The organism is Bacillus sp. N3378-2at, assembly GCF_033412715.1.
Taxonomy (GTDB): Bacteria; Bacillota; Bacilli; order Bacillales; family Bacillaceae; genus Bacillus; species Bacillus subtilis.
The window spans coordinates 2,919,484-2,932,335 of sequence record NZ_CP117986.1 but is presented as its reverse complement, the minus strand read 5'-3'; the positions used below and the strand labels follow the sequence as shown (position 1 = coordinate 2,932,335).

At 46.4% G+C, this 12,852-nt stretch carries 15 protein-coding genes; 2 read left to right on the top strand and 13 right to left on the bottom strand.

Translation table 11 applies throughout. The annotated features are described in order from the left end of the window. Positions 1 to 33 precede the first annotated feature (33 nt). The 12 genes from eutH to PUN35_RS15730 all read right to left on the bottom strand — a co-directional run bounded on the left by eutH (position 34) and on the right by PUN35_RS15730 (position 11,220). Positions 34 to 1,146 carry an ethanolamine utilization protein EutH gene (gene eutH, locus PUN35_RS15785; protein WP_014481392.1) on the bottom strand — a complete coding sequence of 371 codons (1,113 nt, stop codon included), beginning with the start codon at positions 1,144 to 1,146 and terminating at the stop codon, positions 34 to 36. 70 nt (positions 1,147 to 1,216) lie between these two features. Beyond that, a complete protein-coding gene (locus PUN35_RS15780; protein WP_014481393.1) occupies positions 1,217 to 2,554 on the bottom strand; it encodes an MmgE/PrpD family protein in 1,338 nt (445 codons plus the stop codon). After that, positions 2,551 to 3,693, bottom strand: coding sequence for an N-acetyl-sulfur-metabolite deacetylase SndB (gene sndB / locus PUN35_RS15775; protein WP_014481394.1), 1,143 nt, complete (start codon positions 3,691 to 3,693; stop codon positions 2,551 to 2,553). The genes PUN35_RS15780 and sndB overlap by 4 nt, the downstream gene beginning before the upstream one ends. Before the next feature lie 16 nt (positions 3,694 to 3,709). After that, positions 3,710 to 4,459: an amino acid ABC transporter ATP-binding protein gene (locus PUN35_RS15770; RefSeq protein ID WP_014481395.1), complete on the bottom strand. Its 750-nt coding sequence runs from the start codon at positions 4,457 to 4,459 to the stop codon at positions 3,710 to 3,712. 12 nt (positions 4,460 to 4,471) lie between these two features. Continuing rightward, the gene (locus PUN35_RS15765) at positions 4,472 to 5,146 is read right to left on the bottom strand and encodes an amino acid ABC transporter permease (protein ID WP_014481396.1); all 675 of its coding nucleotides are present in this window, start codon (positions 5,144 to 5,146) and stop codon (positions 4,472 to 4,474) included. Positions 5,147 to 5,168: 22 nt separating this feature from the next. Next, positions 5,169 to 5,963, bottom strand: coding sequence for an amino acid ABC transporter substrate-binding protein (locus PUN35_RS15760; RefSeq protein WP_003227109.1), 795 nt, complete (start codon positions 5,961 to 5,963; stop codon positions 5,169 to 5,171). 24 nt (positions 5,964 to 5,987) lie between these two features. Then, positions 5,988 to 6,485 (bottom strand): sulfur-containing aminoacid acetyltransferase SnaB, encoded by a 498-nt coding sequence (gene snaB / locus PUN35_RS15755; RefSeq protein WP_014481397.1) that lies wholly within the window; start codon positions 6,483 to 6,485, stop codon positions 5,988 to 5,990. A 13-nt stretch (positions 6,486 to 6,498) separates the two neighbouring features. Then, positions 6,499 to 7,824, bottom strand: a complete 1,326-nt coding sequence (locus PUN35_RS15750; RefSeq protein WP_014481398.1) for an LLM class flavin-dependent oxidoreductase — start codon at positions 7,822 to 7,824, stop codon at positions 6,499 to 6,501. Positions 7,825 to 8,254: 430 nt separating this feature from the next. Beyond that, entirely contained in the window at positions 8,255 to 9,241 is a 987-nt protein-coding gene (yxeI, locus tag PUN35_RS15745; RefSeq protein ID WP_014481399.1) for a penicillin V amidase, read from the bottom strand. Positions 9,242 to 9,395: 154 nt separating this feature from the next. After that, a complete protein-coding gene (gene yidA / locus PUN35_RS15740; RefSeq protein ID WP_014481400.1) occupies positions 9,396 to 10,208 on the bottom strand; it encodes a sugar-phosphatase in 813 nt (270 codons plus the stop codon). 39 nt (positions 10,209 to 10,247) lie between these two features. Next, positions 10,248 to 10,805: a hypothetical protein gene (locus PUN35_RS15735; RefSeq protein ID WP_014481401.1), complete on the bottom strand. Its 558-nt coding sequence runs from the start codon at positions 10,803 to 10,805 to the stop codon at positions 10,248 to 10,250. Further along, a complete protein-coding gene (locus PUN35_RS15730; RefSeq protein WP_014481402.1) occupies positions 10,786 to 11,220 on the bottom strand; it encodes a lipocalin family protein in 435 nt (144 codons plus the stop codon). Before PUN35_RS15730 ends, PUN35_RS15735 begins: the two co-directional genes overlap by 20 nt. 88 nt (positions 11,221 to 11,308) lie before the next feature. Between PUN35_RS15730 and cotNE the strand changes: the two genes are divergently transcribed. Continuing rightward, positions 11,309 to 11,674 (top strand): inner spore coat protein CotNE, encoded by a 366-nt coding sequence (gene cotNE / locus PUN35_RS15725; protein WP_003227093.1) that lies wholly within the window; start codon positions 11,309 to 11,311, stop codon positions 11,672 to 11,674. A 247-nt stretch (positions 11,675 to 11,921) separates the two neighbouring features. Next, positions 11,922 to 12,275, top strand: coding sequence for a hypothetical protein (locus tag PUN35_RS15720; protein ID WP_003242469.1), 354 nt, complete (start codon positions 11,922 to 11,924; stop codon positions 12,273 to 12,275). Between the two features lie 43 nt (positions 12,276 to 12,318). On the opposite strand, the gene PUN35_RS15715 is transcribed toward PUN35_RS15720, so the two are convergent. Next, on the bottom strand, positions 12,319 to 12,717 hold the full coding sequence (locus PUN35_RS15715) for a hypothetical protein (RefSeq protein ID WP_014481403.1): 399 nt from the start codon (positions 12,715 to 12,717) through the stop codon (positions 12,319 to 12,321). Positions 12,718 to 12,852 lie beyond the last annotated feature (135 nt).

Sequence of the window (12,852 nt, the reverse complement as noted above, 5' to 3'; positions counted from 1 at the left end):
TCCCGATTGGACAAAGTTGAAACAGCTTCTGCCTCAGATATGGCCGGCTGAGATACGTTTTTGCTGTTTAGCTGATTGTGCAGGTGTCATCCAAGCAGCCGCTGCGGCAGCTGTGACTCCTCCTGCTAATTTCCCAATGATCATGGCCGCCGCCATTTCTTTTTTCATTCCAGCCACAAAACCGAGATGGCTGCCGAGTACAAAGGCGCCGCTGACCGCAAACGCGACATTGATGACCTTTCCTCTCGGGGTCATATTCTTTAATGAAGCCAGCATTGGGATATGGTGCGCCAAAGAAGTCACCAAGCCTGCTGTTGCTGTCTCATCTAAATGAAAGCATTTCCCCAGAGCCTGAAGCGGTTTTTTAAAGGTTTTTGTGATAAAAGCAGTCATTGGAAACGCCCCTGCCAGGGCAATGGCGATGGTCCCTGTCGTTTGTATCCCTGTCTCGACATTCTCCATTCCCGGAATCAGCACAATACCGGTCAGCGTTTCAACAGAAACAGCTGCAAGCCCGATAGTCGCAACCACACTGACCGCTTTCCCGAAGAGATGAAACAACTGAATCATACTGTCGGTGTATCGCCATAACCCAAAAGCGATCACAGCAGATAACAGACTCGGGATCAGAAGGTTTTTACCGACCATGCCGATGTCAAAGCCTGCGCATAATCCGCCGATTAAACAACCGATTGGCACTGTGCACAGCCCGATTAATATGCCTTTCGCAAAATACGGATGATCCTCTTTTTCGATGATGCCAAGAGCGACGGGAATCGTGAAGACGATTGCCGGTCCCATCATTGTTCCTAAAAACACCCATGAAAACAGCCCGGCCTGCGGATCTTTCGCCATTTCTCCAGCCAGCGCATATCCTCCCATATCAATCGCCAAAATGGTGTTCGCAAAGGAAGAAGGGTCCGCGCCAATCGCTGTGTAAAACGGAGCAACAATGGGAATCAGGATTGCTGCCAGCACGGGCGCCAGCGACACAATTCCGATCATGGACAGCGCCAGCGGCCCCATAGCCTTAAAGCCGTCCGCAAACCGCTCGCCTAGCCCCCATCTGTTTCCCAAACAATAATCCGCCGCTCCCCATAGTAAAAAGGCAGCCAAAATGAATACAACCGCGTCATTCACCGTCATGATTTTCTCCTTTTTCAAACGTATGATTGGTTTTATCATATCATCTGAAATCGTTGAATAGAGCTGAATCTTATTCAATATGAGCTAAAAATTCTTTTATATCGGCTTTTTCAACGGATGTTATAATGCGTCGCGCTTTTTCTTGCGGAACCGTTAATATCAATTTTTCTATTATGTCTTCTTCAGACAGCTCATTTCCTGGCGCCCCTTTTGGGCAGTCCACACGCGCTTCGCAAATCCGGCCGTCTGATAAATAGGCCCGGACAATCGTGAAACGGCCTTTTGGAACGGCATGGGGAGCCGGCTGAGTAGCATTGTCATATACGCGCTGAATATGCCCTATTGTCGTTTGAATGCCGTTTGGGATCGGCTGGCTGTTAAAATGTTCAATGGTCAGGTCGTGTCCATGCAAAGCAAGAGCAATCACATATTCAACGCTGAAACGGCCTTCCTCTCCAGTTTTTGGAGATCTTTCCGTCAATGCAGCATCTCCGCCTGGCGGAAAAATCACTTCAATACGTTCGGTATTGGCAGCAGAAATGGTTTCTTCGGAGATAAGCTGTCGTACCGCATCTGCAGCATGGTGTGCCGCGGAACAAAATGGATAGATTTTAAACCATAGACCCGGCTGCACAATTCTCCACGGTGCCCCCCAATCGTTTAGCAAAGTATGTTGTGCTTTTTCAACGTCACCGTACAGACTGAAGAAACCAGTTTCTCCATCAAGTGCCGTGCGGGACCCGCCAAATTCTGATTGGGCCAGCTTAACGGCCAGCAAGCCAGCCTGAGCCGCCAGACCGGCGTGCAGCGGTTTCATTTCTGTTCCAAATTGCACCCTCATCCCAGCAGATTGCGTAGCCGCAAAACCAATTGCTTTTTCCAGCTCTTCCTGAGTAAGCTCCTCAGCATAACCTACGGCGCAGGCAGCAGCGATAGCACCAAGCGTTCCTGTATTATGCCAGCCCTTTTCATAGTGGCGGCTGCCAATTGATTCTCCCAGCCGTGCCATCACTTCAACACCAACAACATAAGCGCCAAGAAGCCGCTCGTCATGTCCGCGAGCGGCAGATGCAATAAGGGCCGGTACGATGACGGCACTGGGGTGTCCTCTTACATCGGAATGGACATCATCAAAATCCAATGCATGGGCGATAAATCCATTGAGCATCGCGGATTGTAATGGCGCGGCCTTTTTGCCCTGTCCGATAATAGGAACAAGGGGCAGGCCTCCTTCATCCTCTATCAGACGGAGGAGCTTTTGAATGCCTTTATCTTCTCTTCCTGCGAATGAAGCGGCAGTAAAATCAAGTAATCCTTTTTTTGCTTCGTGAATCGCGTCAACTGAATGCTCAGGTTGTGACGTTCTCACAGCCTCTGCAAGACCTGCTGTCAGCCCTTGTTTGCTCATTTGATGGTCTCCAATACAATAACCGCCAGCTCCGCAAAGTATTGAGAGGCAACCGTAAGGGCATCTTCATCCAGTGTAAAGGCCGGATGATGCCACTCCTCCGTCCCGTTCGTTCCCATCCAGACAAAAAATCCCGGAATCTTCTCTTGATACAGAGCGAAGTCTTCTCCGCCCGGAGACTGCTCAGCGTGAACGGTTTGATAGCCAAGCCGTGCCGCAGCTTCGGATGCCGCATTCAAAAATGTGCCGTCATTCTGAACGGAAGGCAAATAAGGAAACCACTTGAATTCTGCTTGTGCCCCATAGCCCGCTGCAATTCCTTCAGCCACTCGTCTCATATGCTCGGGAACAGCCTGCCTCGCTTCTTTTTGAAAGGTTCGAACCGTCCCCTCCATTTCAGCTTGGTCTGGAATTACGTTCCACGAGGTGCCCGCCTGTACTCTTGTGATACTGACGACTGCGTTTTGCAGTGAGCTGATATTGCGGCTGACCACAGATTGCAGCCCGCTGATGATTTGTCCGGCTGCAGCGATTGGATCAATACTGTTATTCGGGATGCCGGCGTGTCCGCCTTTCCCTTTGATGACGATCTCAAACCGGTCAACACTTGCCATAAGCGGACCTTCCTTTACACCAATGGTTCCGACAGGCAGATCCGGCTTATTGTGCATGCCGAAAATCGCGGAAACGCCATCAAGTACGCCAGCTTCTATGACCTTTCTTGCTCCTGCGGCAATTTCTTCGGCTGGCTGAAAAATAAAGCGGACTGTACCTTTCAGCTCGGCCCTTCTTTGATTCAGCAAAATCGCTGTGCCAATAATAGAAGCAGTATGAAAATCGTGTCCGCACGCATGCATTGTGCCATCAACCTTAGATGCAAATGGAAGATTCGTCTGTTCTTGGATCGGGAGCGCGTCAATATCCGCTCGTATTGCTATCACGGGGCCGTCTTCCCGTCCTTTGATTTCTGCAATCACGCCAGTCTCCAATTGAGGAACATCAAGTATTTCGATTTGCTCCTCCTCAAGCCAGCGGCGGATTTTTTTCGTCGTTTCAATCTCTTGAAATGACAGCTCAGGATGTTCATGAAGATCACGCCGCATATTGATTAAACGGGTATGAAACGCTTTGTCGGCCATTGTTCTTCTCCCCTTCTTATATAAGCTCTGCAGGCTCTCCCACCTGCTTGATAAATCGTTTCGTCCGTTCGTTTTTCGGATGGTCAAACAGTTCTTTTGGCGTTCCCTGCTCGATAATATGGCCGTCTGCCATAAAAATCACTTTATCAGCGACCTCTTTTGCAAACGCCATTTCGTGTGTAACAATGATCATCGTTGTTTGCTTTTCCGCAATGGACTTGATGACCTGAAGCACCCCTGTGACGAGCTCAGGGTCAAGCGCTGAAGTTGGTTCATCCAGCAAAATCGCATGCGGATTGACCGCAAGCGCCCGGGCGATGCCGATTCGCTGCTGCTGGCCGCCGGACATTGTGATCGGATAGCTGTCAGCCTTATGCTCCAGACCGACTTGTTTCAGAATCTCCATTCCAATACGTTTCGCTTCGTCGCGTGGTTTATGTTGAGCCACGATTAAAGCTTCTGTAATGTTTTGCAGAGCCGTTTTATTTTTAAACAGATTGTAGTTTTGAAAGACCATGGCCGTTTGCTGGCGAAGCCGATATGCTTCCTTGCGTGTAAACTTTTCCGCGTTCAGTTTGGCTTCTCCGATTTCAATAAGTCCTTGATCCGGACGCTCTAATAAATTTAAGCACCGGAGAAGCGTTGATTTTCCGGAACCGGACGGACCGATGATTGCCACCACTTCTCCGCGTTTCACTTCTAGATCGATTCCGTCGAGCACGACGAGATCTTTAAACGCTTTGCGAATATTTTTTACTGTTATCAACTGATTTCACCTCTAAGTCCGGTATGGCTTGCTCATGGCACGTTCAAACAAGTCCTGCAACATGCTGTAGATCATGGTAAGAATCCAATAGACGATCGCAACCGCCAAGTACGTCTCAAAATATTTGAGGTTTCCTGAAGCGTACATCTTCCCTTGGGCGAACATCTCCATGACCCCTAATGTAAAGGCCAGTGACGTTTCTTTCAGGAGCCCGATAAATGTATTGCCCGTTGCCGGAATCGCATTTCGGATCGCTTGCGGCAAAATAATCCGTCTGTATGCCTGAAATTTTGTCATACCGACAGACAGGCACGCCTCCAGCTGCCCGTCATCAACAGAATTGAGGGCGGCCCGGAAGATTTCTGCCAAATAAGCTGCGTTTTTTAAGCTTAACCCAATGATGGCAGCTGTGAGAGCTGTCATTTTGCTCATCTCTGGAAATAGCTGCGGCAGCCCGTAATAGATTAAGAACAGCTGTACAAGTGTCGGCACGCCTCGGAAAAAGGATATATACAGCTTTGACAGCTGATGAAGCACTGGAATTTTGTTTTTTGTAATGAGTGCGAGAATAAGTCCTCCGATAATGGCAAAAATCATAGCTGCTATTGCCATAAACAAGGTGATCGGAAGGGCCTGAATTAAAGTCGGGAACGCTGATATCATGAATTCCCAATCAATCGTGTTCATTCTGGTGAGTCACCGCCGTTTCTTAATGCTTCTGTTCTACTGTGATATCTTCATTAAAGTATTTTTCAGAGAGTTTTTTCAGTGTTCCGTCTTTACGCAATTCATCTAGGGCCTTATTGACTTTTTTGCGGAGCTTGTCGTGCGCATCGTCCTTGGCAAATGGGAATGCAACCTGTTCGTAAACAATCGGATCTCCTGCAAGCTTTAATGGCAAACCGGTCTTCTTGATTTGCGCGATCAATACAGTTCGGCTGTTGACATAAGCGTCTACACGGCCGTACGCAACATCCTTCAGCGTACCCTCTTGTGTTTCGTACGTTTTGATATTGATTTTTTTATCAGGATCTTTGCTTTCAAGGTTTTTCGCGTGGTTTGAACCGAGAACGGCTGCGACTGTCTTGCCTTTCAAATCGTCTACTGATTTGATATCAGTATTGTCTTTTTTGACGACAATCTGTGTTCCCGCATAAGCGTATGGTTTCGTAAAGTTATACGTTTCCTTACGTTCGTCTGTCACAGCTACCTGGTTGGAAATGGTGTCAAGCTTGCCTGTTTGAAGCTCTCCCATCAGCCCGCTGAATTCAAGCAGCTTCCAGTCCAGTTTCATGTCAATTTTCTTAGCGACCGCTTCCATCACTTCCACATCAAAGCCTGTCAGCTTTCCGTTTTCTTTATATGCAAATGGGTAACTTTGTCCTGTCGCACCGACATGAAGCACATTGTCATCCTCTTTACTGCTGCTGTTTCCATTGCCGCAAGCTGAGAGCACCGCTAATAATGCAGCAACGACCAGCACTGTCCATTTTTTCATCTTCATTTGATTTTCCCGCCTTTTCTATTTTTATAGATCATGTCGCAATTGTTTTTTCATATAGACTGTGATATGCCCTTTGCCAAGGTCTTGTTCACCTGAGCGGACATACCCTTTTCGTTCGTACATCTCAATCAGCCACGGATGCTTATCCGCTGTTCCGAGTGAGACAAACGGAACCTTTAACGTATCACGAAGGATTGTTTCCTCCAGCCATTGAAGCAGCTTTGTTCCGATTCCTTTTTTACCGGTGCCGGGGTCCACAGCGAACCACCAGATATGCGGAACGCCATACGGTCCCGGCTGTTTTCCCCAAGGCATTCTCAAGGTGATGGTCGCGATGATCCGCCCGTCTTCTTCCATGACGTAGCAAGCATTTTCCCGAATATTTTGCAGCACCAAATCCAAATCTGCATGAGCGGCAGCAAAACGAATGCCAAGCTTTCGAATCGGTTCATAAGCCCGCAATGTCAGCGCGAGGAGCTGTTCGGCATCACGTTCAACTGCAAGGCGATATTGTGGCTTCATCTAGTGTTCCTCCTTACTTTGCATAGCGGTTTACCGGCTTTTCCAAACCGAAGTGCTCTCTTAATGTTGTGCCTTCATATTCTTTTCTGAACACGCCGCGCTCCTGTAAAATCGGAACCACTTGATCAACAAACACTTCAATTCCTTCTGGAAGAAGCGGAGGCATGATGTTAAACCCGTCACACGCTTTCTTATCCACCCATTCCTGCATCTTGTCGGCGAGCTGCACCGGCGTGCCGACGAAGATATGGTGGCCTCTGGAGCCTGCAACGTATTTGTAAAGCTCTCGTATCGTCATATTGTCCCGTTCAGCCATTTCCTGAACAAGCTTGAAGCGGCTCTTCACCGCATTGGAAGCTTCTGCGTCAAGCTTCGGCAGCGGCCCATCAAGCGGATACGCCGACAAATCAATTCCGCCTAAGTAATTTTGGAGAATTTGCAGACCGACAGATGGGATAATCAGATCTTGGAGCTCCTTGTATTTGGCTTGCGCTGCTTCTTCTGTATCAGCAATGATTGGGAAAATACCCGGCATAATGGCAATTTTTTCTGGATCACGTCCGAATTCCGCAGCCTGTTCTTTAATGGATTGATAAAATTCTTGAGCTGATTCCAGGTGGTTTTGTGCTGTGAAGATCACTTCGGCTGTTCTGGCAGCCAGCGCTTTTCCGTCTCCTGATGATCCTGCCTGGATAATGACCGGCTGGCCCTGCGGCGTTCTTGAAACGTTCAGAGGTCCGCGAACCGAGAAATATTCTCCTTTGTGGTTCAGCTCGTGCATTTTTTCTTTGTCAAAGAATTCACCCGTTTCTTTATTACGGATAAAGGCGTCCTCTTCCCATGAATCCCAAAGCCCCTTTACAACCTCGACAAATTCCTCTGCCCGCTGATAGCGCAAATGGTGTTCTAGGTGCTTTTCACCGCTGAAATTCAGCGCTGTTGATTCAATAGATGATGTGACGACGTTCCATCCGGCACGGCCATTGGACAAATGATCCAATGAGGCAAACTGTCTGGCAATATGGAATGGCTCGCTGTATGTAGTGGAGGCTGTTGCTGTCAGTCCGATTTTTGATGTGACCTGCGCCAAAGCAGAGAGCAGGGTGAATGGCTCAAACCTTGTTAATACATTTGGGTGTGATTTGCTGTCAATTGAAAGGCTGTCCGCTAAAAACAGCATATCCAGCTTGCCCCGCTCCGCTGTTTTCGCAAGCTCTTTAAAATAATCCAAATTCATGCTCGCATCTGACGGCGCGTCCGGGTGCCGCCAAGACGCGACATGATGGCCTGTACCCGCTAAAAATACCCCTAATTTGATTTGTTTCTTTTTGCTTGTCATGACGATACTCCTTTTATCATGTTTTTAGGCTGAATAATCCGAAAAACAAACTCCTATATTCCTAGTCGTTTAATATGAATAAATCAAAATGTACCTTTGTCTTGGACGTTTGTCAATGAGTTAAGATCAAATTTTTCTTTTTAAGCTGAAAGAATCTCGCGGGATCATGGGGCGGCATTTGTGCAACCTGTATACTGGCAAAACCAGTCTGATACTGAGACTCGTTTTGATCCAAAGTTTTATATAAATGTAGCTTGCACCTTATCTCTACTTCCGACCATACGCATTTTGCCGCCACTTTTGCTCTTTGCTAATAAACGCGCGTGGTCGCCGTCGTAGAACGGTCCATTTTCCCACTCATTCAGAAGCTGAGACATCACATAAAAAATAAGCTGATCCCGGATTCATACCGAAATCAGCTAATTGAATCTTAATTAAGTTCTAGAATACTCTCTTCTGCTTTAGCGGAAAACACTTTAGGCTCCAAACAGTCAAGGTCTTCATGAAATAAATTTACTTTTTGGATTTGCCGATTGTCATAGTGGTGGAAATAGTAGTTTCCAGTTTCGTTGCACATCACGGAAGTATATTGCGTATAATGAATTTCGTCTTCTTCCGTTATCACTGCGCCCTTTGGTATCGTCATATTTGCCAAAATTTGAAAAGCGGCCGTTACACCTTTCGTTTCATCGGCCGCTGGCTCTAGATGTTCTTTCAAATAAACAGCTCTGACAAACCGGGAAGGCGGTGTATAATCCCCCGGCAGACCAACAGTTCCTAAGCCTTGGCCAAAAGCGGAAAGGGCTAATCCGCCCATCTCTTTGCTCTCTAATTGCTTCGGTCTGATTCCTGTATATTGCTGCAGATTGGTTACATGCCATATAAAGTCGGGGCTGTTCGTCATGACACCAGGTTGATTATCATAGACTTTGAGGCCGTCTGCTCTCGGTTCTATCGTCAGGCTTCGGCCCGTCCGGTCTGACAATATCCAGTGAAGCGGTAAAACTGTATCCAATAGATCTAATTTTTTCTCTACAATCGTTAAAGATCGAATCTTTTCTTTTACGTCTTCCAAAGACTGACAGACTGACAGCACCCATGTCACAAACTCATGCGGGGCAATGTGAACGGTATCTTCCCGTATCGTTTTTTCGTACTCCGCATAGCCCGGAAAATAAAGCGCAGCACACGATAAACCGTTTTCATTAACGCCGTCTGCAAATAAAATATTACCAAGTTTTCTTCCCATACCGATAAACGCGTACTGTGTCTGATGGGCCTTTCCGTCAGCTTCACTCTTCCAACTGTAACGGCGCGGATAGAGAATGACCTCCGTCCCCAGCTGAAATGCAAAATCCATTGTTCTCGCTAATAAATGATTCCGGTCAGCAGTTTCCAATGTAAGACTTGTGCACATTTGATCAGTCCCCTTTTCAATTCAGATTAATATCATACATATTGTGAACGAATTGGTTTTATCAGCATAACGAAAGTCAAATCGATTCGTCAAAGAATTGACATTACATCAAATAAAACGAAAAAATCCAGCCTTTAGAAGGCTGGATTTTTTATTATTTAGCCAAAACAAGCTCGTGAATCGCATGCGCAACACCATGTTCATTATTGGAGCGTGTTTGAAAGTTTGCTGCTTCCAATACTTCTGGGATGGCGTTTGCCATGGCAACCCCGCAGCCCGCCCATTCGATCATTGTCAGGTCGTTCCCGTTGTCGCCTATGCACATGACTTCCGTCTGTTCAATTCCAAGGAGCTGAGCCAGCTGGCGTACAGCATTTCCTTTGCTGGCTTCCGAGTGCAGAATTTCATAAAAGAAAGGCGCGCTTCTGACCATTGTATATTTTTCTCTCACGTCTTTCGGAATCGATGTAATGACGCGGCTTAAGTTCTCCGGTTTATCAATAAACATCACTTTCGGGATGAGGATATCTTTTGGCACCTCGTCAATTTTGCGGAAATGAAGCGGCACCTGTGTCACATAGGATTCGTATACGGTAAATTCGCTAATGTCCCGGTTAGGCGTATACAAATTAGATGAGTCAAAGAAATGCATCGGCGTCTTCAGCTCTAAGCTCAGGTCATATAATGAAGTCAAATCATCATAACCGAGAGACAGCTCTGAGACCACTTCATTTGTATGCGTATTTTGAACAAGCGCTCCATTATACGCAATAACATAGTCGCCTTCTTCAATTAAATTCAGTTCATCTAAATATCTCTGCACACCCCCGATAGGCCGGCCGGTGCAAAGCACAATTTTGACACCTTCCGCTTTTGCCGCGTGAAGGGCGTCGCGGACCTCCTCTGTTACTTCATGATGATCATTTAAAAGTGTTCCATCCATATCAATTGCAATTAGTTTGTACATCCTGCATCTCCTTCATGTCGTTTTCAGGCTATAGTCCCATCATATCGTTTTTTCTTTTTGATATTCAACCGGAAGGGATGGTTTTCTCCGAATTCTATTTAGACGACGCCCTTGTCTTCGGATACGCAAGCGCGGTTTCCGCTTTCTTTCTGCCTTGACGCCGTTTTCTGCTTTTTTCTGTTTCATCAGCAGAAAGCCGGCAGCTAAAAATGGAATGCCGGTTATATTCAAGATGGCAAGCTTCACACCCGCCGCAATGAAAAAGAACCCCCATGAAGATGATGGATTCCGCCTGATCATGACGTAAGCCGCCATTTCCAGAACGATCAGGATGGCATGAAGCGCTATGCCATAAATCAGCAATACAAGGGCAAAAAACAAAACATAATTCACGATTGCCCCTGAGTACATCATAGCGCGCATCATTTGTATAAACGATAAGGACTGCATGGAGCCGCTGATGACATTAGGGTTATAGATCGTATAGTCACTAAATAAATGTTTGACTTTGAGAAAAGCCCATAATATAAATATCCACTGAATGATATGTAAAACAAGCCCCGCTGCCACCAGTCTTTCAGCTTTTTGATTTCTCATCTTTCTCCTCCCTGCCGGTCTTTGATTCGATTCTTGTCATCGTTTTTCTCTGTCCATTTTGCTCCCATATCAATGTCCCGTTTTCTCCTCTTTTCAGCGTGCTTTTGAGCGGATAATAAGGGCCGAGGTACTGAATCTCGATAGACCCGTCAGTGCTTTGGGAAATCACCTTGTATGCCATAAAAGGCAGCTGTACCTCTCCTCTTCCTTCCACCACTTCCGTTTCCACAACCTCGTCTTCGGTAAATGTGACTGTTGCTGATTTCACACCGTCCGTTGGCCCGGGGGCACGCCCCTCATCCCACGTTCCGTAATAAAACGGCGTCTCTTCTTTTTGCTGCTGGCAGCCCGATACCATGATGCATACAGCAATTAAAAACAAAATGCCATATTTGTTTCTCAAGGGGATCACCATTCTTTCCTCCTTTTTTGGGCGAATGCCGTGCCACTGTGCCAATGACTACATAAGTTATAAGGAATTCACCCACAAGGAGACTGATCACATGAACCCTTATCAATATTACAGCCCTCAGCTGCCTCAGCAGGAACCTTACTATAGCCACTATGAGTACAATCCTTATCCGCAGCAGGATGTATACGATCCATACCAAATGGACAGACAGCCGGCATTGGAAAGAAGAATCGCAGCACTTGAACGGCAAAATGAACAGCAGTCAAGAGAATTAACCCGTCTGACAAACGAAGACCGCCGTCAAAATCGGGAAATTGCACGGATTGCCGAACAGGTCAATCAGTTAAGCCAGGCTGTTGAACGCCATACACGCCGCCTAAATCGGCTCAATCAGCGCCTCCGTACAGTAGAAAACCGGCTGAATATCCCATTTACTGCAGGGGAAGGCGGTTTCTGAGCGAAACAAAGAAAAAAAGCGGAATACGATTCTCCCATCTCAGGGTTTCGTTTTCCGCATTTCTTATATGTTAAAACGGAACATTTACATAAAAAGGGTTTGTACCCAGTATACAATCTTTACCGTTTTCATTCAAAGATAGAGGGGCTGAGGAAAATAATTGTAGTTCCTCTTTGACGGAATTTCTTTTCATTCAAGTTGCATGATAATACCGACTCACGTCAATCGATACATGGAGGGATCATTCATGCATAATACACAACACGGCTTGCAGCAGCTGAACCAATGCCGCCAAACTGCTCAGCAGCTCATTCAGCAAACACAGCAAAGCAGCCAGCAATATCGCCAAATGCTTCATCAGGAACAGCAAAACATCCAAATGCTGCAGCAGATTCTAAACCACGAACAACAAGCTGCACATACCATTCAGCAAGCACTGCACGGGCATGACATGGCGATTCAAAAGTGCCAGCAGGTTGTCAACATGTGCAACCAAATGCAACAGGAACTTACTGGACAATCCAGCGTCATGAATACGAATGTGTCTACACTTCCATTCGGCCAAAACACGACATTTCAGCAGCAATCCTACCAGCAGTAACATATAAAAAGCTCAACACAATGCGAGTGTTGAGCTTTTTTTCTTACTGTTCTTTGCGAATATGTATATCCTGAATAGACTGTTTCGGTGCATGAAATCTGCTCTCGGCTTCACTTCTTGCCTCGGCAAAAGCCCGCGCCTCCACATGATCTTTGTAGACATCCAGCTGAATCAAATACAGCGGGCGCACTTTAAATCCATGAATAATGGTTACCGCCCATAACGGGACCACAATAAAAACACCGGGCAGATCGGACAAAACAAAACCAAACGCAAAAATGAAAAAATAAATGATGCCGTACATGATCCACTTTCTATTTCTAACCTTGATGCCAATAAATAAAAAGGCAAAAAAACTGGTAATGGCAAAAGGCATGAAAATAAACAGCATCCACCAGCTATGCAGCCATTCCCAAGCGGCACCTCTTTTTGTAATTCCCATATTTTTCTCCTCCTATTTACCTATAATAATCGATTAGGCATACCGCGTCACCCATAAACGGGAAAAACTTTCTCCCTTAAAAATAGTGATAGACGGAGAACAGGTTTCTTGCTATATTATTAATTGATAATGATA

What these genes read in the sequence shown, in the direction of transcription:
- PUN35_RS15760 (WP_003227109.1), bottom strand. Translation starts at nt 5,963, where the DNA reads ATGAAGATGAAAAAATGGACAGTGCTGGTCGTTGCTGCATTATTAGCG.
- eutH (WP_014481392.1), bottom strand. Translation starts at nt 1,146, where the DNA reads ATGACGGTGAATGACGCGGTTGTATTCATTTTGGCTGCCTTTTTACTA.
- sndB (WP_014481394.1), bottom strand. Translation starts at nt 3,693, where the DNA reads ATGGCCGACAAAGCGTTTCATACCCGTTTAATCAATATGCGGCGTGAT.
- PUN35_RS15720 (WP_003242469.1), top strand. Translation starts at nt 11,922, where the DNA reads ATGCATAATACACAACACGGCTTGCAGCAGCTGAACCAATGCCGCCAA.
- PUN35_RS15735 (WP_014481401.1), bottom strand. Translation starts at nt 10,805, where the DNA reads ATGAGAAATCAAAAAGCTGAAAGACTGGTGGCAGCGGGGCTTGTTTTA.
- PUN35_RS15715 (WP_014481403.1), bottom strand. Translation starts at nt 12,717, where the DNA reads ATGGGAATTACAAAAAGAGGTGCCGCTTGGGAATGGCTGCATAGCTGG.
- yxeI (WP_014481399.1), bottom strand. Translation starts at nt 9,241, where the DNA reads ATGTGCACAAGTCTTACATTGGAAACTGCTGACCGGAATCATTTATTA.
- PUN35_RS15730 (WP_014481402.1), bottom strand. Translation starts at nt 11,220, where the DNA reads ATGGTGATCCCCTTGAGAAACAAATATGGCATTTTGTTTTTAATTGCT.
- snaB (WP_014481397.1), bottom strand. Translation starts at nt 6,485, where the DNA reads ATGAAGCCACAATATCGCCTTGCAGTTGAACGTGATGCCGAACAGCTC.
- PUN35_RS15750 (WP_014481398.1), bottom strand. Translation starts at nt 7,824, where the DNA reads ATGACAAGCAAAAAGAAACAAATCAAATTAGGGGTATTTTTAGCGGGT.
- PUN35_RS15780 (WP_014481393.1), bottom strand. Translation starts at nt 2,554, where the DNA reads ATGAGCAAACAAGGGCTGACAGCAGGTCTTGCAGAGGCTGTGAGAACG.
- PUN35_RS15765 (WP_014481396.1), bottom strand. Translation starts at nt 5,146, where the DNA reads ATGAACACGATTGATTGGGAATTCATGATATCAGCGTTCCCGACTTTA.
- yidA (WP_014481400.1), bottom strand. Translation starts at nt 10,208, where the DNA reads ATGTACAAACTAATTGCAATTGATATGGATGGAACACTTTTAAATGAT.
- cotNE (WP_003227093.1), top strand. Translation starts at nt 11,309, where the DNA reads ATGAACCCTTATCAATATTACAGCCCTCAGCTGCCTCAGCAGGAACCT.